The organism is Lacinutrix mariniflava, from assembly GCF_001418015.1.
Classification (GTDB): domain Bacteria; phylum Bacteroidota; class Bacteroidia; order Flavobacteriales; family Flavobacteriaceae; genus Lacinutrix; species Lacinutrix mariniflava.
Genome location: NZ_LIQG01000026.1, coordinates 115,271 through 136,791, shown reverse-complemented (window position 1 = coordinate 136,791; position 21,521 = coordinate 115,271). Strand labels below are relative to the sequence as shown.

Sequence of the window (21,521 nt, the reverse complement as noted above, 5' to 3'; positions counted from 1 at the left end):
TCTGTTTATTCCGCGTTTTGCATGAACTCCTCGGCTTTTTCAACCATATTAGTACTTCCGCAGAAAAATGGAACACGTTGATGTAGCTCTGTTGGTTCTATGTCTAAAATCCTTGTAAAACCGTCACTAGCCTTGCCATTTGCCTGTTCTGCTATATATGCCATCGGGTTGCATTCGTAAAGTAAACGTAGTTTTCCGGCAGCATTTTTGGAGCTTTTAGGGTATATGTAAATACCACCTTTTATCATATTTCTATGAAAATCGGAAACTAAAGATCCTATGTATCTTGAAGTATAAGGTCTATTATCTTCCTCTTTTTGGCAGTATTTTAAATAATCTTTAACGCCTTGAGGGAAATGGTTGTAATTCCCTTCATTTATAGAATAGATATTACCATCTTCTGGAAATTGCATGTTTGGGTGCGATAAATAAAGTGTCCCTAAAGCTGGGTTTAACGTAAAGCCGTTTACACCATCTCCTGTGGTGTATACCAACATTGTAGACGTACCATAAACCACATAACCGGCTGCCACTTGCTGATTTCCTTTTTGAAGAAAATCGTCTATAGTTACAGGTGTTCCAACAGGTGTTACACGTCTATAAATAGAAAAAATCGTTCCTACAGATACATTTACATCTATATTACTAGAACCATCTAATGGATCTATTAACACTACATATTTGTTCTGGTTATTTTCATCTTGACTATTTATAGAAATAAAATCGTCCTCTTCTTCACTAGCAATACCACAAACAATATTTCTATTTGTTAGTGTTTGTATAAACTTTTCGTTAGCGTAAACATCAAGCTTCTGTTGGTCTTCACCTTGAATATTGGTATCTCCTGCGGCTCCAATAATATCTACTAATCCAGCCTTATTAACCTCATGGTTTACTACCTTGGCAGCGAGGCGAATAGAGTTTATAAGTCTTGATAATTCACCAGAAGTGTATTTAAAAGACGATTGATTTTCAATAATAAATTCTCCTAATGTTTGGTTCTTTCTAGACATAGTTTAAACTTTCAGTTTTGCAAATATCGTATTTTTAATTAGACTATAACGATTTCGTAAAAGTAATTATCTAACGTTATTTAACTTTAAACTATATTTGATTTCAAAATACTTTTAATATGAAGAATGCCATCCGGTTAGCAACAAAAAGTGATATGAAAAGCGTTTACGATTTAATTGTAGAGCTTGCTGTGTTTGAGAAAGAGCCTGATGCTGTAGAAGTTACGGTTGATAACCTTGAAGAAGATGGTTATGGAAAACACCCGAAATTTACATGTTTTGTTGCAGAATCTAATGATGAAATTGTTGGAGCAGCATTAGTTTATAAACGTTATTCTACATGGAAAGGAGAGGTTTTACACCTTGAAGATTTAATTGTTAAAGAGAGTATGAGAGGTAGTGGTTTAGGTACAGTACTTCTAAATGAGGTTGTTAAACACGGCGCTAAAATGGGTGTTAAACGAATAAGTTGGGAAGTTATAGATTGGAACGAGCCTGCGATTGCCTTTTACGAAAAAAAAGGTGCAAACGTTATGCGAGACTGGGATGTTGTACATTTAAACGAAAATGGGATTAAGAATTATTTAAACAATATATAGTGCAAGTATTTAAGTTTGGAGGTGCTTCTGTAAAAGATGCGGATGGAGTAAGAAATGTAGTAAAAGTGCTGGAGAAAGTAGGCTATGAAAATAAGCTTATTATCGTTTCTGCTATGGGAAAAACTACAAATGCGTTAGAGGCTGTAATCGATAAATATTTAAATGAAACTAATACTTATAAAGCAGAATTAGAGACCGTAAAAAATTACCATCGAGATATTATGATGGATTTATTTAAAAACGAACAACATGTCGTTTTTAACAAAGTTGAAGGGCTCTTTAAAGAATTACAGCAGTTTTTTATTAGTAATAAATCTCCTAATTATAATTTTATTTACGATCAGGTTATTGGTTATGGAGAACTAGTTTCTACAACCATTATAAGTCAGTATTTAAATATGATGCATTTAACAAACACATGGTTAGATGTAAGACAATGCATAAAAACTGACGATTATTACCGTCGTGCAAATGTAGATTGGGAAATCACTCAAAATAATATTATAAACAAGGTTAAAGCGTCTACGTTATACATTACACAAGGATTTATAGCCAGTGATAGTAATAATTTCACAACAACTTTAGGTCGAGAAGGTAGTGATTATACAGCAGCTATTTTTGCATATTGCTTAAATGCACAAAGTGTAACGATATGGAAAGATGTTCCTGGTGTTTTAAATGGAGATCCACGTCATTTTAATAACACACAATTGTTAAACACGATTTCTTATACAGAAGCGATAGAATTGGCCTTTTATGGCGCTTCTGTAATTCATCCTAAAACGCTACAACCGTTACAACGTAAGGAAATTCCTTTACATGTAAAATCATTTTTAAATCCGGAAAACGCTGGAACAACTGTAAATAAATCTCAAGGTATTGAGCCAAAAGTACCTTGTTTTATTTTAAAGCAAAATCAAGTTTTAATATCTTTATCTACTTTAGATTTTTCCTATGTGGTAGAAGAAAATATTAGTGAAATATTTAACTTGCTAGCCCTTTATAAAATGAAGGTAGATGTCATTCAAAATTCTGCTATTAGTTTTTCTGTTTGTTTCGAGAATACCTATAATAATTTAGAAAAATTACTGTTACATTTAAAAGCTAAATTTAAAGTAGAATGCCATAAACAGGTGTCGTTGTACACTATCAGGCATTATAACGATACCGTAATAAAAAATTTAGAGCAAGGTAAAACAGTGTTGTTGAAGCAGTTATTTCAAGAAACTGTTCAAGTTGTAACTCAATAATCTATTGCTTACATTTGTAGGCTTAAAAAAAATTAATATTAACAATGTCTTTAGTCTCTGCAAAAGAAGTTTCAAAAGCAATAAACTTAGAAAAATACGGTGTATTTGGAACGTTTATAGGTTGGCTATTAATGAAGGTTTTAAAAATATCTACACTTAATAAATTCTATAACCGTAACAAACACTTAAGTGAAGTTGAGTTTTTAGATTCAATCTTAAATGAATTTCAAATTAAATTCGAAATTCCGGAAGAAGACTTAAAAAGACTTCCAAAAGATGGTGCTTATATTACAGTTTCTAATCACCCATTAGGTGGGATTGATGGTATTTTACTCCTAAAGTTAATGCTAGAGCAACGAAACGATTTTAAAATAATAGCTAACTTCTTATTACATCGTATAGAGCCGTTAAAGCCCTATATTATGCCTGTTAATCCATTTGAAGACCGCAAAGATGTAAAATCAAGTATTGCAGGTTTTAAAAGTGCTATTAGACATTTAAAAGAAGGACATCCATTAGGTATCTTTCCTGCAGGTGAGGTTTCTACCTATAAGGATGGAAAATTAATGGTAGATAAGCCATGGGAAGAGGCGGCAATGAAATTGGCTCAAAAAGCAAATGTGCCAATTGTTCCTATATATTTTCACGCCAAAAACAGTAAGTTGTTTTATACGTTATCTAAAATTAGTGATACATTTAGAACAGCAAAATTACCATCAGAAATACTAACTCAAAAGAGACGAGTAATAAAGGTAAGAATAGGTCGACCAATTTCTGTGAAAGATCAAAACGAGCACGAAACGCTTCAGAGTTTTTCGGAATTTGTTCGTAAAAAAACTTACATGCTGTCTAATGCCTTCGAACCTAAAGAGAATTTAAGAGATACTATTTCTTCAAGTTTAAAATCTCCAAAACCAATTAAGATCCCCAAAAAAATAGTAACTCCTGTTAGCACAAAAGTTATGCTAAAAGAAGTTGAGTTTCTTCGTGAAGATGATGGTAGACTATTAAAAAGTAAAAATTACGAAGTATTTTTATCGTCTGCGAAAAAGATTCCAAATATATTAAGAGAAATAGGACGTCTGCGCGAAATTACATTTAGAGAAGTAGGAGAAGGTACTAACGAAGCTATCGATTTAGATGTGTTCGATGGCTACTATCACCACATGTTTCTATGGGATTGCGAAGCTAATAAATTAGCAGGCGCATACAGAATGGGATTGGGATCCAAAATTTTCGAAAAATATGGAATTGATGGTTTCTACCTTCAAGACTTATTTCGTTTTGAACCAGAACTTTATAAAATGATGAGTGAGTCCTTAGAGCTTGGACGTGCATTTATTATAAAAGAATATCAACAAAAACCAATGCCTTTATTTTTACTTTGGAAAGGTATTGTACATACTACTTTACGTTTTCCAGAACATAAATATTTAATTGGAGGTGTAAGTATTAGTGATCAGTTTTCAAACTTTTCTAAGTCGTTAATGATAGAGTTTATGAAATCTCATTATTACGATCCATACGTTGCGCAATACGTGCATCCTAAAAAAGAGTTCAAGGTAAAACTAAATGATGCTGATAAAGATTTTGTTTTTGATGCTACAGCAGCAGATTTAAATAAATTCGATAGAATTATCGATGAAATAGAGCCAGGTGCACTACGTTTGCCAGTGCTTCTTAAAAAGTACATCAAGCAAAATTGTAAACTTATTGGTTTTAATGTAGATCCGTTATTTAATGATGCAGTCGATGGTTTAATGTATATTAAAATATCAGATTTGCCAGAAAGTACCGTGCGTCCTGTAATGGAAGAGTTTCAAGCAGAGTTGGAAAGTAAATTTCCTAGTACTACAAATGAAGATTAATATTTTTCTAATATGAAAAGTGCAATATTATTAGTTGTATTTTTTGTTAGTTTCTTTACGTCAGTAGCACAAGAATTAAAGGGCTTGGTTTTAAGCGAGAAAACTAACGAGCCCATAATTGGTGCTTCAGTATATTTTGATAATACCTCTATAGGAACAACTACTAATTTTGACGGTGAATTCTCAATACTATTAAAACAACCTATTAACGCACCTTTGGTTGTCTCTTTTATTGGATTTGAAACAAAAATTTATAGTATTGAAGATTTTACGGTAAATAGAATATTCAAATTAAAAGAAGATATAAATACCTTATCTGAAGTTGTTTTAGATAGTAAAGACGAATGGTCTCGAGAATTTAAACTCAGGCAATTTAGAAGAGAGTTTTTAGGACGATCAGAATTTGCTGAAAAATGTACTATTTTAAATGAAGATGCTCTTATTTTAAATTTTGAACGCGATACTAAAGAGTTAGTAGCTTCTGCCAAAGCACCAATAATAGTTAGAAATGATGCATTAGATTATATTGTAAAATATGATATAAAAGATTTTTATATTACTTATAACATGGATACCGAAGCTAATATAGATTTAGAAAAAGTGTTTATAACTGTTGCTTCTGTTGGATATTCTGGGACTACTTTTTTCGAAACTATAGATTCAAAAAAACACAAGAGAGCTTTACGTAATAGACAAAAAGCATATACAGGTTCAGCATTGCATTTTATGCGGGCTATCGCAAACAATAGTCTTAGAAAAGAGAAATTTAAAATTTTTAAAGGTAGTTATCAAGTAGATCCTTTGTTGCACATTAAAACGTTTAAGAATGATAGTCTAAACGTTAGCGAAGTTTCTCTTTCTCATAAGCTTAACGTTCTATGTAAAGGCAGACAATCTGCAATTCAAAGTGAGGTAAAACGGTTTACAATCGATGCTTTTGGTAATCATGCTCCAATAGACAAAGTATTATTTGGCGGTTTTATGGCAAAGCAGAGAATAGGTGATGTTTTACCTTTAGATTATGGCTTGTAGAAATTTATAATAATCTGCATTTTTTTAAGTTTCCTTGTTTTATTCTTTTGAACAGTTAACCTGAGTTTTTACAAAGAAGTCGTTTATTAAACGTCTCGACTCATTTAATTTATCTTGATTTATACTGTAAAATAAATTTTTGCCTTTTACAGATTGGTTTAACAAACCTGTTTTTCTTATTTCTGCAAGGTGTTGAGAAATAGTCGGCTGTGCTAAACCTATAGCTTTTACAAGACTATTACAATTACAATCTTTATTCTGGCTTATGTACTGTATAATAGATACTCTCGCAGGATGGCCAATCATTTTTGTAAAATTAGCTATTTGGTTTTGCTGCGCATCGAATATATGTTTTTTAGTAAAGCCCATAATTTATTATTATTTAATTGTGATATTGCAATATTACGTTATTTATTGAAATAAAAAAACCGAACACATTGAGTATTCGGTTTTGAGTATTCTTTAAAACCAAGGTTTTTTTCCTACTTGGTAAGTATTATAGAATTCTTCGTCTGATTTTGTTAGGTAAATGATACCTTCAATAAATCCTACTATTCCAGCAAACCCACATGTAACGATACTTGCTCCTAATTGTATTAAGCCTTCTTTATTATAGCCTAAAATAAACTTATGAACTCCTAAATATCCTAATAAGATACCTAGTATCCCAGCCATCAATTTTTTGTTGTCAGTAGTTCCTCCGAATGCCTCTTTTGCATTATTAGAGAAATCACTCATTGTTTCTTTAGCATCATCTGCTAGTTCACTTGCTTTATCACTTGCTTTTTTAGCACCATCTTTTGCGTCTCCTAACATATCGTCAAGGCCGTCTTTTAAGTTTTTTTCGTCAGACATTATTATTGTTTTAATAGTGGATTAATTCTTTAAAAGTAATACAAAAAAAATGACTTACAAAAAAGCTTTATCTATAGGTTCCCAAAGTTCTATTTTATTACCATCGTTGTCTAAAATCCAACCGAATTTTCCATAGTCGTATTCTTCAACTTCTCCAACAATAGTTACACCTTCTTCTTTTAAAGTGGCTAATAATTCGTGTAAGTTTTCTACACGGTAATTAAACATAAAATCTTTTTTAGAAGGCTCAAAATATTTGGTGTCGTCTTTAAAAGGTGACCATTGTGTTGAGGTATCGTTTCCTTGTTTGTCTTTATTCCAAAAGGTACAACCATAATCGTCTGTATTAAAGCCTAGATATTTACTGTACCAGTCTTTTGCTGCCTTTGGGTCTTTGCTTTTAAAAAATAAACCTCCAATTCCTGTAACTCTTTTTTTCATCAGAACATTTTTGTTTTGTTCCCTAGAAAAGGGAATCTAATTAATTATAGTGCTAACTTAAATTCAGGATTTCATGAATAGAACTCCTGAGTAGTATTAATTTATTTCTTTATTGTTTCCTCGTAAGTTTTAATCCATTCTTCAACTGTCATTTTTGCAAGAAGTTCTTCGATTAAACCATAAGGAATATCTTCTATTTTCTTAAACCGAACACAGCTTTTTCCTATGTCTAGTTTGTATTTGCAATGTTTAGGATACTCGGATACAAACCAATTGTATAATTCTTTTTTAGCATACATTCCAGAATGGTACAAAGCGATAAAATTTTTCTGCGACGCTACATTAATAAAAGGTAAAGGCGGAAAAGGTTTACAGTGGTAACCATCTGGATATATAGATTTTGGGACGTAATACGCCAACATTCCAGAACCCATTCCTGCTTCTAAGCCTTTTGGCATATGCTTTTTAATGAGATTGTTTAATTTTGTAATGGCTTCTTTCCTGTCTTCGGGAAGCTGTGCTATATAGTCTTCGGGAGTTATTGCTTGAGAGGTCATTTTGCTTTGCGTTAGTTAAAGCTTAAAGTTAACAAAATTTTGCTTTAATCTTATCGACTATGGTTTGGGCTAGTTTCTCTTTACTCTCAATGGTCCATCCTGCAACATGAGGTGATAATAATACATTGCGAGATTGTATTAAATATTTAAAAGCCTCTGGCATATTGTCTTTAGTAAATAAATTTTCGAAAGATGCTTTTTCGTATTCCAAAACATCTAATCCTGCTCCTAAAATTTTCTTGCTTTTTAAAGCTGAAACCAGATCTGAGGTTACAACACTTTTTCCTCTTGCGGTATTAATTAACCAAAACACTTTTTTAAATGAATGTATAAAGGTTTGATTAACCATACCAATTGTTGAACCTGTTTCGGGTGTGTGTAGGCTTAAAACATCTGCTTTTTGCTGAAGTTCCTCTAATGAAACTTGTTTTGCATTAGCATCTTCTAGATTTGGTTTTAAGTCGTAGCACAATACGTCTACATCAAAACCACGAAGTTTTTTAGCAAAGGCTTTTCCCATGTTTCCATAACCAATTAAGCCTACGGTTTTTCCGTCTAATTCTAGTCCACGATTATCTTCACGCAACCATTTGCCATCTCTTACTTCTTGGTCTGCTTTATTTAGTTTATTAAATAGAGAGAGGAGCATAGCTAGACTATGTTCGCCAACAGCGTTTCTATTGCCTTCTGGAGCTGCAATTAGGGTTATACCTTTAGACTCTGCATAAGCGCAGTCTATGTTCTCCAAACCTGCACCAACACGGCCTATAAATTTTAGATTTGTTGCAGCATCTATAAATTGTTTGTCGATACTAAAACGACTTCTAATGATGAAACCATCGTACTGATGAATAATTTTTAAAATGTCTTCTTTTGAAGCAGTGTAGTTTTCATGATTTGTATAACCTAAATCGTTTAATTGATTTATTAGTAATTGATGATTGGAATCTAAATGAAGGATTTTCATAAAATTATAATTCTGGATAAACGGTTTGTGTTTTGTCGTCTTTAATGTTTCCTGTGTGGCTTGTACTTAGTTTTTCGAAAAGAAGCACGTGTACTTCTTCGTTGTTTTTTGTTGTAGGATTGTGTTCTACTCCTTTTGGAACGACTATAATTTCGCCTTCTTTTACAATTGCTGTTCGGTCTCTAAACTGCATGTATAAAGTGCCTTTTGTTACTTGAAACAATTCGTCTTCATCGTCATGGCTATGCCATACAAATTCGCCTTGTAGTTTAGCCAATAACACTTGCATATTGTCTACGGTTGCAATACGATGCGGATGCCATTGTTTTTTAAATTGGGCGTGTTTGTTTTTTATGTTTATAGCTTTCATGAAAATGAATTTTAAAAGCTTAAAGTTACAATGTTTTGCGTTAAGGATAGAACGGCATGTTTGAGCTCTTTTTTATTTTTCTTAAAAAAAGCGAGTAGTGATAGCCTGACCTTTAGGGAACGCCCAAAAAAGTAAAATTTGTTTCTAGAAAAATAGATTAAAAACCTAAAATAAATTTAGCAATTAAGAAGTAAGTTAATATGCCAAATACATCGTTACTAGTAGTAATAAAAGGTCCTGTAGCAACTGCTGGGTCGATGCCTCTTTTGTCTAAAAATATTGGTACAAATGTGCCAATTAAAGCCGCCATAACAATAACTGCTACTAAAGCTATAGCAATTGTAATTGAAACGTTGTAAGGTGTGCCAAAAACAAAATGAGTGATTAGTAGGCCTATTATTGCAATAGCAAAACCGTTTACTAGACCTAAAAGAAATTCTTTAAAGAGACGTTTTAAAATATTGCCATCGAGACTGTTGTTTGCAAGTGCTTGCACTACAATTGCCGATGATTGCACACCAACATTTCCTGCGGTTGCTTGAATTAATGGGACAAAACTAAGGAGTACTATAAAATCTCCCATACTGTCGTTAAAGGATTCTATTATACTTGCAGCACCTAAGCCTCCAAACATACCAATTAAGAGCCAAGGTAATCTTGCTATTGTTAGTTTTTTAATACTATCGTCTGCTTCTACATCTCGCGAAATACCGGCTGCCATTTGGTAATCTTTTTCGGCTTCTTCTTTTATTACATCTACAATATCGTCAATGGTAATTCTACCAACTAATATCTTTTTTACATCGACTACAGGAATGGCTTCCAAGTCGTATTTTTGCATGATTCTGGCTACTTCTTCGACATCTTCATTAACATCTACGTAGTCTACTTTTGGTACGTAAACTGTAGAAATATGTGCTCGTGGTGAAGCCATTAATAAGTCTTTTAGAGATAAACGACCTATTAGTTTTTCGTCACCATCTACAACATATATTGAGTGTACTCTTGTTACGTTTTCTGCCTGTGCTCGCATCTCTCTTACACATTCTGTTACAGTCCAGTTCTCGTTTACTCTTATTAATTCTTTTGCCATTAATCCACCGGCGGTATCTTCGTCGTAAGTAAGAAGTTCCTGGATTTCGGCTTTGTGTTCTGCGTCTTCAATGTAAGCTATTACTTCTTCTTGTCGTTCTTCGGAAAGCTCCGAAATCATATCTGCAGCATCATCGGTATCGAGTTCCTCGATTTCTTCGGCAATTTCTTTAGTAGATAGTGTTGCTAATATTTTTTCACGATCATCTTCATCCATTTCCATAAGGATTTCGGATGTCTTGTCACTATCTAAAAGTCTAATAATGTAGGACGCTTGATCTGTATTTAGATCTTCAAGAATTTCGGCAATATCTGCGTGATGGTATTCGTTTAATAGCTCTAAAAGACCAGAATCGTCCTTTGAATCTACTAATACTTCTACCTTATCAATAAGAGCGTCGCTTATTGTAAACTTTATGTTGTCGTCTTGTTCTTCCACTAAAAAACGTATTTTATATTATCAAAAAAATCTCTTTTGTTTACTAAAGGTTTATTTGTTAATATTTAGTGTTAATCGATTTGCTTTTCGTCGTTTTCTATTAAACTGGTTAAATCTATAAAAGCTTGAACATCTAGCTGTTCTGGACGTTTGCCAAAGATAGCATTTGCTTTTAAATTATCGCTTAATTCCAATGTTTTTAAACTGTTACGTAATGTTTTTCGACGGTGCATAAAAGCTTGTTTTACGACTCTAAAAAACAGTTTTTCGTCGCAAGGTAAACTGTAATCTGCTTTACGAGTGAGTTTTAATACTCCAGATTCTACTTTTGGAGGTGGATTAAAAACGGTTGGTGGAACGGTAAATAAGTATTCGGCTTCATAAAAAGCCTGAGTTAGTACAGATAGAATACCGTAAACTTTACTGCCTTCTTTAGAGCAAATACGTTGAGCTACTTCTTTTTGAAACATCCCAGAGAATTCAGGAATTTGATCTCTTAATTCTAAGGTTTTAAAAACAATTTGTGTAGAAATGTTATATGGAAAATTACCACATATAGCAAAAGGTTCGTCTCCAAAAGTTTCGGAAACATCGTACTTTAAAAAATCTTTTTCTATAATTCTTGGCGCAAGGTTTAGATAATTGTTTTTAAGGTATTCTACACTTTCTGTGTCTATTTCAATTGCGTAAAGTGTTAAAGGTCTTTTAAGTAAGAATTTGGTTAAGACTCCCATTCCTGGACCAATTTCTAGTACTTTATCGTAACCTTTTAATGATAATGCATCTCCAATTTGTTCTGCAATAGTTTCATCTTCTAAAAAATGCTGACCTAAAAACTTCTTTGCTTTTACTTGGTGAGGATTGTGAAATTTTTTTGCCATTTGAAAATATTTTTTTAGATGATTTCTATGCTAGAATATAGAACAACAAAACTAACTCTATTATTTAATATCTACAGTGTATTCATCTACAAGTTCAAGCTCTGTTCTAAATGCAAGCATTTTGTCTGCAAATAGTTTTGCTGCTTCTGTTCTTAAAAGGTCTGCGTCTTCTTTATAGTATAAATCTAATGCTTCGCGAGAATGTGCTCTGTATTGAATAGAGTAGGTTTGACCGCCCATTTCTTCCTCGATTAAAACCTTAGTAAGCTTCGCTTCTTTAAACTTTCCTGTTGCTAATACCTTTGGAATATGATTTTTAATCCATTCTAACCATTGGTCGTGTGCACTATCGTCTATGTTTACTGTAACGTTGTAAATTATCATTTTTTATTATAATGTTTTTGCAAATAACAGTAGTTCTTTGTTATCCTCAAAGGGTTTTACTTTTTTTTCGAAACTGAAGCCTAATTTTTCTAATAATTTTATCGAGTTTTTGTTTATTTCTAGTGTTATTGCAACTAGTTTTTCGATTTTAAAGTTTGATTTTGCTATTTCAATAATGGCTTGCGAAGATTCAAGTCCGAAGCCTAAACCTTCATATCCTGGTAACATAGCAAAACCAAAATCTATATTTTCTAATTCCTCTCTTTTAATTAATCCACAGGTGCCAATAGGTTCTAAGGTTTCTTTTAAACGTAATACGTAAAAGCCAAAACCATTGGTTTTATAACTTTTTAAATGACTGTTTGTTATACTATCTTCAGCCTGTTTAATTGTTTTAACATTTCTATCGCCTATATATTTTAACCAGTTTGGTGAATTAACTAACGCCATGAAGAAAGGAGCATCTTCAATTGTAAATTTAGAAATAGTTAATCTGTTTGTTTCTGCAACAATCATGGTTTTATATAGAGTATTAAAATTTATGACTTAAAAGTAATGTTTCTTTTAAAGGAGAATGAAGGCTGTTTACTAATTTATTGCATCGCCACGTAAAGCACGATACTTTTTTCTAGAGTCTACAAAATAAATACTGTCTGCATGCTCGAAAATAATACTTTCGTAAAGTGCTTTTGCTTTTTCAGGTTGCTCTAATTTATTGGCATAAATTTCGGCTAAAGCATAAATAGCATCATCAATTAAAATACCTTCTTTAAAATTGGAAATAATTCGTTCGTAATTTTCTTTAGCTTTTTCAAATTCTGCTTTTTCTTCAAATAATTGCGCTTGTTTTAAAAGTGTTTGTGCTACAATTGCTTCCGTTTTATGCTCTTTTAAAATAGTATTTAAAAGGTTAATAGATTCATTTTTTTTATTCTGAAATGCTAATAAGTCTGCTTTAGCATAAATTTTTAAAGCAGTTTGTAAAGAGTCTTCTGCTTTGTTATCGCCAATTAATAGTTTTAAATCTAGAGCATCGTTTGCGGTAAGTTGAGATGTTGAGGATTGTAAAATTTTAAGTTGAGACTCGGCCCATTTAAAATCACCTTTATAATAACTAGTCTTAGCCACTTTAAAACGTGCCTCTTGAGAAATAGTACTGTTTTTTAAAGCTCTTTGAATTTGAGTATAGTAAATTAACGCTTCGTTAAATTTTTCTTCTAAAACGAGAATGTCTCCTAGCTCTAATTTTATTCGTGCTAATTGGTAACTACCAAGCTCAATTTCTAAACTATCCTTTAAAAATGTAATGGCGTTGCTTGTTTGGTTAAGGTAAAAGGCTAAAAAATGCCCGTATGCAATTTGTAAATCTATAGTTCTTCCTGTTTTACCAAAAGTTTCTAATAGGTTTAAGTAGCTTTCGTTTATTGTTTTGTAATCTTTTGTTGAGCTTTGCTCAGTTTCAATTTTAAGAAGGTTATAGTGGCCATTAATTTTGATATCGATATCCTGACTATTATCTACTATAAACCTAAATATTTCCTTGGCAACTTCTGGTTGTTTCTGGGTGTATGCAATATTCGCTAATTCTTCAATACGATCTAAAGACTCCATTTGCCTTTTGTAAATAGCTTTTTCCTGCGTAAATGCCTTTTTATAATCTTTTTGCTGAATAAATAACCAGCTCAACATATCATTCCATTTTAAATCTGGTGAGGTTTGAATTTTTTTAAGTATAATTTTTCTTAAAATAGTATTATTCTCATGCTCTTTGTTTTCACTAATAAAACTACTAAACTCTCTTTTAATGGTATTTATGTAGGTGTCATTAATTTCAGAAAAATTAATATAGCTATTAAACATTTTTTCAATATTCCCTTGTTCTCCATAAATACGAGCCAATTGCATATTGAAATTTAATTCTGGCTTTACAAGCATCGCTTTATTATAGGTTTCAATAGCTTGGTCTAAAAGAGAATGACTTTCAAAGGCACGGCCTATCATGCCTGCGTAATTTGGTTTTAAATCTAATTCGCTTACGGCTTTTTGATAATTTATATTGGCATTTATAGTATCATTTTGCAGTTTGTAGTTATAACCTAATTCTATAAGTGCGGGCGGATAGTTTAAAAGATCCAAATATTTTAGAAGTAAGTTTTCTGCTGCTTTGTATTGTTCTAATTGCTGATGTGTTTTTACTAACTGATTTAAATAGTTTCTGTTTTTTATGTTTTTAGCGTATAATTTTTGGTAAGAGATTAGTGCTTTCTCAAACTCGCCATTTTTAAAATATTCGCGTGCAACAATATCCTCTTGTGCAAAAACATTAAGGCTAAATAAAAAACACAAAGTAAAAAGTAAACGCATAAAAAGTATTTGTGTAAATATAACAAATGTTATGCCCAAAGCTAATATTGTAAATTACAAAAAAGACATAAAAAAATGCCTGAACTTAATCAGGCATTAGCCAATCTAAATAAATGTGCTATTAATCATTATATTTAAAATGATTCAATTACTCGACTGGGGAATCTTTGTAATCTTTAAAAAATGTATTTTTTATTCTTTAACCATTGCTATAGTCGTCGTTTTTTCTGTTTTAAGTTTGTCGAAATCCGACGAAAACACTTTAACAGCCAAAATAATTAATGCAGCAAGTAGGAGCAGACGATTAAAGTTTTTCATTTTTGTAAGTTGTTTTAATTTGGGAATACTAAATATCAAACAAATATGTCTAAAAAAGAAAATATCGAGCAATTATTCGCTAAACAGCGTGTTTTTTTAACACTTAAGCGATAATAAGTGTCTTTGAAATTTAATTTGTAGGAAAAAAGAAGCTTAGTCGATTAATGAAAAACCAGTATAAGGTATAAGAGCTTCAGGTATTTCTATCCCTTTCTCAGTTTGATAATTCTCCAAAATCCCGGCTAAAACTCTAGGCAGTGCTAAAGAACTTCCATTAAGTGTATGTGCTAATTCATTTTTACCATCGCTATTTTTAAAACGAAGTTTTAAACGGTTTGCTTGGTATGTTTCAAAATTAGAAATACTAGAGATTTCTAACCAACGGTCTTGGGCAGTCGAGAAAACTTCAAAATCGTAAGTCATAGCAGCAGGAAAACCTGTATCGCCACCACATAATCTTAAAATTCTAAAAGGTAATTTAAGCTCACGTAAAATATCTTTTACATGGTCTACCATAGCTTCAAAAGCTTTGTAAGAGTTGTCTGGATGCTCCACTCTAATAATTTCAACTTTATCAAATTGATGTAATCTGTTTAATCCACGAACATGGGCTCCATAACTTCCAGCTTCACGTCTAAAACACGGCGTGTAACCTGTAATACCAATAGGTAATTCGCTTTCGTTTAATAAAACATCTCTAAAAATGTTTGTACCAGGTACTTCGGCAGTAGGGATTAAATATAAATCGTCTCGAGAATCATGGTACATTTGTCCTTCTTTATCAGGTAACTGTCCAGTACCATAACAAGAAGCCTCATTTACTAAATGTGGTAATTGGTATTCTGTGTAGCCCGCAGAAGTATTTTTATCTAAAAAGTAAGCAATTAAAGCACGCTGTAATCTTGCTCCTTTTCCTTTATATACTGGAAAACCTGCTCCAGCAATTTTTGTTCCTAATTCGAAATCAATAATATCGTATTTTTTAGCTAATTCCCAGTGTGGTTGCGCTCCGTCATATAATTTAGGAATGTCACCTTCATTAAAAATCTCTTCATTATCTTCTTCAGATTTTCCTGCAGGCACACTTTCATGAGGGACGTTTGGTAATTTATATAATAAAGTTTGTAGGTTCTCTTCTGCAGCATTTAACGCTTCAGAAAGTGTTTTAGAATCCTCCTTTAATATACCCGTTTTTTCTTTTAACAAGTTAGCTTCAGCTGCTTTTCCAGATTTGTATAAGTTTCCTATTTCTTTAGAAATCGCATTAGATTCTGCTAAAGTATTATCTAATTTCGTTTGTAATCCACGACGTTCTTCGTCTAATGTAATTACTTGCTCAACTAAATCTTTAGCGTCAAAATTTCGCTTAGCTAAACCTGCAATTACAGTAGCTTTGTTATCTCTAATAAATGGAACTTGTAACATAATTTTAATTTTTTGGGCGTTACCTAAAGGTCGGGCTGTACACTGTATCTTTTTAATAAAAATAAAAAAGGATGCCGTTTCCATCCCTAACGCGAAATTGTAACTCTTGTTTTAAAGTGGTAAAAGTAGTAAGATTTTGTTAGCCAAAAAACAAGTAATTGTATTTGTTTTCTATTTTGAGGGTAATATCCAATCGTTATGTGTAAAGTAATTCCATTCTACATTAGCAATATCTACTTTTTCATCTATTAGCTGCCTGTGTGGCTTGCTATTTACACTCACTTTGGCATTAACAAAAACCTGTATGTCTTCACCTTTTTCTTTATATTCCTTTTTTAAATATTGAGCAAATTGCCATATACCATCCGGTTTAGTGCTTGCCAAGCGAATTTGTTTCTTTGTTAAATAAGTACTCATATTAATTCGTGTCTCTACCTTGGTCTTAATATTAACGACGTTAAAAGTGGTATAGCTAGATTTAGAACGCAACATCATACGCCAAGAAAGCCTATGACCTTCTTCGGTCCATAAAACATCATCTTGAATAAAATGATGGCGAATTGGTAATATAATTTGAATTATAAAGTAAATACTTGCTAGTGTTATTAAAACGGGTTTGTAGCTTGGAACTACAACTTCAGCTTTGTTATAATATTCTTTTCCTTTTAAGAAAAGATTTTTAATAGTTTTAGGATCAAAAAAGAATAATGAGAATGCTAAGGATAAGTATGGAAATACACCAACTTGAAATATAAACGAATTAAATAAATGGAAGAAAATAGAAGCAAAAAAAGCATATTTTCTAGTCGGTTTAAATAAGAGTAATGGAATTATTAGACCATCAAATAAAATCCCACCATATCCAACAAGGTAAGGCATAAATCCGTTTTGTAATAGACCACCAACTATTGGATAGTTTATTTTATTTTGCATTAACATGGTTGGTACGCTAAGATCTAGCCAATCTGGGTACATTTTTGCTTTGGAAGCATAAGTGTAAAGTATAAGTAACTGTAGTACAAAAATCCATTTACACCACGCCGGCATAGAAATACTTTTTATTTTAGGATTTTGCTTGGCATCTATAGAAGCGTATTTATTTGCTGGTAAAATAACCATAAAAGCACTTAGTAAAACTAATAGATAATAATGATTATTATAAGACGATTTTTGCATTAAATATACAGAACACCACATTATAAAAAACATAAATGCACTTAATCTATATTTGTAACCTAGCATTATAAGTAGCCCAAAGCTACCCATTATGGCATAATAGACATACATCCAATTTCCTGGTAGTGGTTGTAGCCATTCGAAACCTAAAAAAGTAAAGGTGAATTTTGGTTCAACAAGTGTTCGTGTAATCCATCCTGTGAAAATGGCACCAACAGATTCTAAAAAACACAAAAGCCCGAAAATAATTCTAAAAACAATTAAGCCACTGTTATCTATGTGTTTAAAAAGAAACTTATTGAGCATGGTTATTTATAAATTTTAGGGCGTTAATTTTATCTTTTAATAATTGCTGTTTAAGCACGTCAACCGATTCAAATTTTTCTTCATTCCGAAGTCTTTCTAGTATTTCAATGGTTAATATTTTATCATAAATATTTTCATTAAAATTAAAGAAATTAACCTCTACAGTTTGGGTCTTACCATTAACTGTTGGGTTTGTGCCAATATTCATCATCCCAAAAATAATTTCTTTATTTATGGTAGATTTAATAACATAAACACCTTGTTTTGGTATTAATTTATAATTTTCACTAATAGCAATATTTGCAGTTGGAAAATTAATTGTTCTTCCCAAGCCTTTTCCTTTTACAACGGCTCCCGTAATAACAAAAGGATATCCTAAATAGCTGTTTGCTGTTTGTATTTCACCTTCAAATAATGCTGTTCTAATTTTTGTGGAGCTAACCGCAACGTCGTTTATATCTTGGGCAGTTATTTCTTCAACTTCAAAATTGTATTGCTTGCCAAAAGCTCTTAAATCGTCGATATTAGCAGTTCTGTTTCTACCAAAATGATGATCGTAACCTATTATCACATGCTTTGCATTTAATTGTTTTACTAACACAGTTTCAACAAATTCTTGAGCTGTTAATCTAGAGAATTCTTTCGTAAATTTTTTAACAACTAAGTTTTTTAAGCCAAATTGTTCTAAAATTTGTTTTTTTTCGTCTAAAGTGTTTAAAAGTTTAATATCTGCATCTTTTTGTAGTACCATTCTTGGGTGCGGAAAAAAGGTGAGTATAGTTGGAGTTAAACCCTTGTTGTTTCCAACTTCTATTAGACGTTGGATAATTTTTTGATGACCAATATGCACACCGTCAAAGGTGCCTATGGTTACTACTGTATTTGTTTTGTCGTCTAAATTTGGTTTCAACGCTTAATAATTTAATTACAAAAATAGAAAAAGCGTATTGAAATTACTTTCAATCTATTTTTTTTTTAAATTCAATTGCTAACTAGTAAGATTTTTTAGTGATAATTCGATTTTAAGGCTTAATTAATAAGGTATTAATAGTTTTTTTTGATTAAGTTAGAGGATTATATTATATAACTAAAAAATAGGTGTTATGAAAACAAAACTACATTATTCATTAATATTGGGTATGTTGTTTTTTACAAGTGTATTGTTTGCTCAAAACAAAACATGGTCTAAAACAACATACAAAGAGGGAGCTAACGGAGTTTCTCTTATGGGTTTAGATGCTGAGAGCTTTGAGGTCTTTCAACTAGATATTCAAAGTTTTAAGCAGCAATTAGTAGGTATGCCTTTAAGAAGTGCTACAAACGGTAAATCTAATAAAATTATACATTTTCCTTCAGTAAATGGAAAAATGCAACAATATAGAGTTGTAGAAACTGCTATTTTTTCTTCGGAAGATAATGCAGCACAGCATCCAGGGATAAAAACGTACTTAGGTTCTAGGGTTGATGATTCTGGTACAAGAGTAAGATTTAGTGTAACACCTCTAGGGCTTAAGGCAATGATTTCTGAGCCAGGTAAAGAAACAGTTTTTATTCAACCAATAACAAAAGTCTCTAATGGTGAGTATATTGTTTATAAGAGAACGGCACAAATTAATTCTTTAGATACTTTTGAGTGTTTAACAGAAGATGGAGATATTTCTAAGAGGATAATTAGTAGTGAAGTTTCTCGCGATGCTAATGATCAATTATTAAGAACATTTAGAATGGCAATGTCCGTTAACCAAGAGTATACCAGTTTTTGGGATGATGGTAATGCTGCAAATGGGGATGATAGAGCCGATGCTTTAGCGCAGTTAGTTTCTACTTTAGACAGAACCAATGAGGTTTTTGAAGTAGACATGGCTATTACATTTGTGTTAGTTGATACTGCAGATGATCCAGCGTTGGATTTGATTTTTTCACCTTCATTTCCAGATTCTTATGGAGGAAATTTAAATGGTGATTTGCAAACTGAGCTAACAGCTACAGTTGGTGAGGGAGATTATGATATTGGACATTTATTAGCTTTTGGTGGAAACAATGGAAATGCAGGATGCATAGGTTGTGTTTGCGAAGGTGGCAAAGGGAGTGGATTCTCTTCTCATAGTTTTACTGATAATGATGGAGGACCATATATGTCAGACTTTTTTGATATTGATTATGTGCCACATGAAATTGGACATCAAATGGGAGGAAATCATACGTTTTCAAATAATACAGAAGGAGCAGGTGTAAATTCTGAACCAGGAAGTGGAACTACAATTATGGGTTATGCTGGTATAACAGGAGGTAATGATGTACAAGATCATAGTGATCCTTATTTTCACTACCACACAATTAATCAAATATTAAACAATGTAACAAGTGGAGCAAATACTTGTGCTACATTAACAACAATAAGTAACAATCCTCCAATTGCAAATGCAGGTGTAGATTATACAATACCAAACGGAACAGCATTTATTTTAAAAGCAACTGCTACAGATCCTGATGGAGGAGATGTGCTAACCTATACTTGGGAACAAATAGATAGTGGACAAACAACAAATGGACAATTTGGACCAACTCATACGGGTCCGGTATGGAGATCTCGTCCACCAAGTACAAGTGGTGATAGATATATGCCAATCTACAGTAGAGTTGTTGCAGGACAACTTACAGAAAGTAATCCAGTTGAAACAGTAGATAATAGCTCTTGGGAAACAGTGTCTACAATTGCTAGAACATTAAATTTTGGTTTAACTGTTAGAGATAGGTCAGAAGCTGGAGGTGTAGGACAAACACCACAAACAGATTTTGATACAATGGTTGTAACGGTTGAAGGAGGAAGTCCTTTTACTGTGGTGTCTCCTCCAGCTTGGGGTTCAGGAAGTACACAGACTGTATCATGGAATGTTGGAACTACAAATGTAGCTCCTGTAAATTGCCAAACGGTAAATATTAAATTTTCTACTGATGGCGGTTTAACTTTCCCTACAACATTAGCTAGTGCTACAGCAAATGATGGGTCAGAGTCAGTTACGGTACCTTCTGTGCCAGATAGTAACAATGCAAGAATATTAATTGAAGCAGTCGATAATATTTTCTATGCGCTTTCAGATGTTTTTCCAATATCTAGTGCACCTTCATTTGCACTTAATAATGGTAATGGTTCTCAGAGTATTTGTAATTTAGATACTGCAGATTATACAATTAATTTTTATACTGTTAATGGTTTTAATGAGACGACTACATTTAGTGCAACTGGTAATCCAGCAGGATCTTCAGTAGTATTTACACCGGCTTCATTAAATACGGATGGAGTTACAGAAATGAATGTAAGTAACCTGTTGGCAGCGGCAGCAGGAGATTATACTATAACAATAACGGGTACTTCTGCTAGTGAAACTAAAACAGTTGATGTTCAGCTATCTGTAGTGGATGGTTTATGTGTCTCGGTAGCAAATACTTCTTTTGATACTAGTACAACTTTAGTACAATTTAATACTATAGATAATGCATCAGGTAAACCTTCAGGATATAGCGATTATACCTCTATTTCTACAGATGTTACTACAGGTGGTGTTTACGATTTAGTTGTAAATCAAAATACAGATGGTAACTATACTTGTGTAAGTACAGTTTGGATAGATTGGAATCAAAATTGTTTATTTGATGATGATGAAGGTTACGATTTAGGTACGGCTTTTGGCACGGTAGATGGGCCGGCTTCAAATTCACCTTTTGCCGTTACTGTTCCTGCTGATGCTTTGGATGGTAGTACTATTATGAGAGTAACGACCAAATACGCCTCTAGTGCAACATCTTGTGAAAATGGTCATGATGCAGAAGTTGAAGATTATACTATAAATGTTATTCCTTTATTATCTGTAGATGAGTTTGGAAGTTTGGGAGGTTTCTCAATATTTCCAAATCCAAACAATGGGTTGTTTAATGTGAGATTAAATAGTTTATCAAATAATGATATTAAAGTTTCTGTATTCGATATTAGAGGCAGAGAAGTTTTTAATAAAAATTATGAACCTAATCCAGAATTTAATGAGACTGTTAATCTAAATAGAGTGCAATCAGGAATGTATTTAGTACAAGTTAATGATGGCGTAAATACACAAACGAAAAAAGTTATTGTTAATTAAGAATAGTAGATTAAAATTCAATAAAAAAAAGGAAGCTCATTTGTAGCT

21 protein-coding genes are annotated in these 21,521 nt (G+C 32.3%); 5 read left to right on the top strand and 16 right to left on the bottom strand.

Going from position 1 to position 21,521, the window contains the following annotated elements; all coding sequences use genetic code 11:
* Positions 1-5: 5 nt before the first annotated feature.
* Positions 6-1,013 (bottom strand): class 1 fructose-bisphosphatase, encoded by a 1,008-nt coding sequence (fbp, locus tag ASC44_RS07660; protein WP_055447024.1) that lies wholly within the window; start codon positions 1,011-1,013, stop codon positions 6-8.
* Positions 1,014-1,132: 119 nt separating this feature from the next.
* Here fbp and ASC44_RS07655 point away from each other — a divergent pair, with 119 nt between their 5' ends.
* The 4 genes from ASC44_RS07655 to ASC44_RS07640 are packed head-to-tail and all read left to right on the top strand — an operon-like array spanning position 1,133 to position 5,762.
* Entirely contained in the window at positions 1,133-1,612 is a 480-nt protein-coding gene (locus ASC44_RS07655; protein ID WP_055447023.1) for a GNAT family N-acetyltransferase, read from the top strand.
* The gene (locus ASC44_RS07650; RefSeq protein WP_055447022.1) at positions 1,612-2,862 is read left to right on the top strand and encodes an aspartate kinase; all 1,251 of its coding nucleotides are present in this window, start codon (positions 1,612-1,614) and stop codon (positions 2,860-2,862) included. Before ASC44_RS07655 ends, ASC44_RS07650 begins: the two co-directional genes overlap by 1 nt.
* A 44-nt stretch (positions 2,863-2,906) precedes the next feature.
* Complete coding sequence (locus ASC44_RS07645; RefSeq protein WP_055447021.1) at positions 2,907-4,730, top strand: GNAT family N-acyltransferase; 1,824 nt, start codon at positions 2,907-2,909, stop codon at positions 4,728-4,730.
* A 12-nt stretch (positions 4,731-4,742) separates the two neighbouring features.
* Positions 4,743-5,762, top strand: coding sequence for a carboxypeptidase-like regulatory domain-containing protein (locus tag ASC44_RS07640; RefSeq protein ID WP_055447020.1), 1,020 nt, complete (start codon positions 4,743-4,745; stop codon positions 5,760-5,762).
* 39 nt (positions 5,763-5,801) lie between these two features.
* Here ASC44_RS07640 and ASC44_RS07635 read toward each other — a convergent pair whose 3' ends face one another.
* The 15 genes from ASC44_RS07635 to ASC44_RS07570 all read right to left on the bottom strand — a co-directional run bounded on the left by ASC44_RS07635 (position 5,802) and on the right by ASC44_RS07570 (position 18,247).
* On the bottom strand, positions 5,802-6,131 hold the full coding sequence (locus ASC44_RS07635; RefSeq protein ID WP_055447019.1) for an ArsR/SmtB family transcription factor: 330 nt from the start codon (positions 6,129-6,131) through the stop codon (positions 5,802-5,804).
* Between the two features lie 93 nt (positions 6,132-6,224).
* Positions 6,225-6,617: a TM2 domain-containing protein gene (locus ASC44_RS07630; protein ID WP_055447018.1), complete on the bottom strand. Its 393-nt coding sequence runs from the start codon at positions 6,615-6,617 to the stop codon at positions 6,225-6,227.
* A 54-nt stretch (positions 6,618-6,671) separates the two neighbouring features.
* Positions 6,672-7,058: a VOC family protein gene (locus ASC44_RS07625; protein WP_055447017.1), complete on the bottom strand. Its 387-nt coding sequence runs from the start codon at positions 7,056-7,058 to the stop codon at positions 6,672-6,674.
* A gap of 101 nt (positions 7,059-7,159) precedes the next feature.
* The gene (locus tag ASC44_RS07620) at positions 7,160-7,615 is read right to left on the bottom strand and encodes a DUF1801 domain-containing protein (protein ID WP_055447016.1); all 456 of its coding nucleotides are present in this window, start codon (positions 7,613-7,615) and stop codon (positions 7,160-7,162) included.
* 28 nt (positions 7,616-7,643) lie between these two features.
* Positions 7,644-8,582, bottom strand: a complete 939-nt coding sequence (locus ASC44_RS07615; protein WP_055447015.1) for a 2-hydroxyacid dehydrogenase — start codon at positions 8,580-8,582, stop codon at positions 7,644-7,646.
* Between the two features lie 4 nt (positions 8,583-8,586).
* On the bottom strand, positions 8,587-8,952 hold the full coding sequence (locus ASC44_RS07610; RefSeq protein ID WP_055447014.1) for a cupin domain-containing protein: 366 nt from the start codon (positions 8,950-8,952) through the stop codon (positions 8,587-8,589).
* 157 nt (positions 8,953-9,109) lie between these two features.
* Positions 9,110-10,483, bottom strand: coding sequence for a magnesium transporter (mgtE, locus tag ASC44_RS07605; RefSeq protein ID WP_083476261.1), 1,374 nt, complete (start codon positions 10,481-10,483; stop codon positions 9,110-9,112).
* A 71-nt stretch (positions 10,484-10,554) separates the two neighbouring features.
* Positions 10,555-11,364 carry a 16S rRNA (adenine(1518)-N(6)/adenine(1519)-N(6))-dimethyltransferase RsmA gene (gene rsmA, locus ASC44_RS07600; protein ID WP_055447013.1) on the bottom strand — a complete coding sequence of 270 codons (810 nt, stop codon included), beginning with the start codon at positions 11,362-11,364 and terminating at the stop codon, positions 10,555-10,557.
* Between the two features lie 60 nt (positions 11,365-11,424).
* Positions 11,425-11,748: a DUF4286 family protein gene (locus tag ASC44_RS07595; RefSeq protein WP_055447012.1), complete on the bottom strand. Its 324-nt coding sequence runs from the start codon at positions 11,746-11,748 to the stop codon at positions 11,425-11,427.
* A 6-nt stretch (positions 11,749-11,754) separates the two neighbouring features.
* Positions 11,755-12,264: a GNAT family N-acetyltransferase gene (locus tag ASC44_RS07590; RefSeq protein WP_055447011.1), complete on the bottom strand. Its 510-nt coding sequence runs from the start codon at positions 12,262-12,264 to the stop codon at positions 11,755-11,757.
* Between the two features lie 72 nt (positions 12,265-12,336).
* A complete protein-coding gene (locus ASC44_RS07585; protein ID WP_055447010.1) occupies positions 12,337-14,112 on the bottom strand; it encodes a tetratricopeptide repeat protein in 1,776 nt (591 codons plus the stop codon).
* A gap of 192 nt (positions 14,113-14,304) precedes the next feature.
* The gene (locus ASC44_RS18440) at positions 14,305-14,430 is read right to left on the bottom strand and encodes a hypothetical protein (protein ID WP_275044204.1); all 126 of its coding nucleotides are present in this window, start codon (positions 14,428-14,430) and stop codon (positions 14,305-14,307) included.
* Between the two features lie 153 nt (positions 14,431-14,583).
* Complete coding sequence (gene serS / locus ASC44_RS07580; protein ID WP_055447923.1) at positions 14,584-15,855, bottom strand: serine--tRNA ligase; 1,272 nt, start codon at positions 15,853-15,855, stop codon at positions 14,584-14,586.
* 171 nt (positions 15,856-16,026) lie between these two features.
* Positions 16,027-17,337, bottom strand: coding sequence for an HTTM domain-containing protein (locus ASC44_RS07575; protein WP_055447009.1), 1,311 nt, complete (start codon positions 17,335-17,337; stop codon positions 16,027-16,029).
* Positions 17,327-18,247 (bottom strand): bifunctional riboflavin kinase/FAD synthetase, encoded by a 921-nt coding sequence (locus tag ASC44_RS07570; protein WP_055447008.1) that lies wholly within the window; start codon positions 18,245-18,247, stop codon positions 17,327-17,329. The genes ASC44_RS07575 and ASC44_RS07570 overlap by 11 nt, the downstream gene beginning before the upstream one ends.
* A gap of 193 nt (positions 18,248-18,440) precedes the next feature.
* On the opposite strand from ASC44_RS07570, the gene ASC44_RS07565 reads away from it, so the two are divergent.
* Entirely contained in the window at positions 18,441-21,473 is a 3,033-nt protein-coding gene (locus ASC44_RS07565; protein WP_055447007.1) for a zinc-dependent metalloprotease, read from the top strand.
* Positions 21,474-21,521 lie beyond the last annotated feature (48 nt).

Coding starts and splice junctions, on each gene's coding strand:
- serS (WP_055447923.1), bottom strand. CDS start 15,855: ATGTTACAAGTTCCATTTATTAGAGATAACAAAGCTACTGTAATTGCA.
- ASC44_RS07590 (WP_055447011.1), bottom strand. CDS start 12,264: ATGATTGTTGCAGAAACAAACAGATTAACTATTTCTAAATTTACAATT.
- ASC44_RS07655 (WP_055447023.1), top strand. CDS start 1,133: ATGAAGAATGCCATCCGGTTAGCAACAAAAAGTGATATGAAAAGCGTT.
- ASC44_RS07640 (WP_055447020.1), top strand. CDS start 4,743: ATGAAAAGTGCAATATTATTAGTTGTATTTTTTGTTAGTTTCTTTACG.
- ASC44_RS07610 (WP_055447014.1), bottom strand. CDS start 8,952: ATGAAAGCTATAAACATAAAAAACAAACACGCCCAATTTAAAAAACAA.
- ASC44_RS07595 (WP_055447012.1), bottom strand. CDS start 11,748: ATGATAATTTACAACGTTACAGTAAACATAGACGATAGTGCACACGAC.
- ASC44_RS07585 (WP_055447010.1), bottom strand. CDS start 14,112: ATGCGTTTACTTTTTACTTTGTGTTTTTTATTTAGCCTTAATGTTTTT.
- ASC44_RS07565 (WP_055447007.1), top strand. CDS start 18,441: ATGAAAACAAAACTACATTATTCATTAATATTGGGTATGTTGTTTTTT.
- ASC44_RS07615 (WP_055447015.1), bottom strand. CDS start 8,582: ATGAAAATCCTTCATTTAGATTCCAATCATCAATTACTAATAAATCAA.
- ASC44_RS18440 (WP_275044204.1), bottom strand. CDS start 14,430: ATGAAAAACTTTAATCGTCTGCTCCTACTTGCTGCATTAATTATTTTG.
- fbp (WP_055447024.1), bottom strand. CDS start 1,013: ATGTCTAGAAAGAACCAAACATTAGGAGAATTTATTATTGAAAATCAA.
- ASC44_RS07645 (WP_055447021.1), top strand. CDS start 2,907: ATGTCTTTAGTCTCTGCAAAAGAAGTTTCAAAAGCAATAAACTTAGAA.
- ASC44_RS07625 (WP_055447017.1), bottom strand. CDS start 7,058: ATGAAAAAAAGAGTTACAGGAATTGGAGGTTTATTTTTTAAAAGCAAA.
- ASC44_RS07575 (WP_055447009.1), bottom strand. CDS start 17,337: ATGCTCAATAAGTTTCTTTTTAAACACATAGATAACAGTGGCTTAATT.
- rsmA (WP_055447013.1), bottom strand. CDS start 11,364: ATGGCAAAAAAATTTCACAATCCTCACCAAGTAAAAGCAAAGAAGTTT.
- ASC44_RS07635 (WP_055447019.1), bottom strand. CDS start 6,131: ATGGGCTTTACTAAAAAACATATATTCGATGCGCAGCAAAACCAAATA.
- ASC44_RS07630 (WP_055447018.1), bottom strand. CDS start 6,617: ATGTCTGACGAAAAAAACTTAAAAGACGGCCTTGACGATATGTTAGGA.
- ASC44_RS07620 (WP_055447016.1), bottom strand. CDS start 7,615: ATGACCTCTCAAGCAATAACTCCCGAAGACTATATAGCACAGCTTCCC.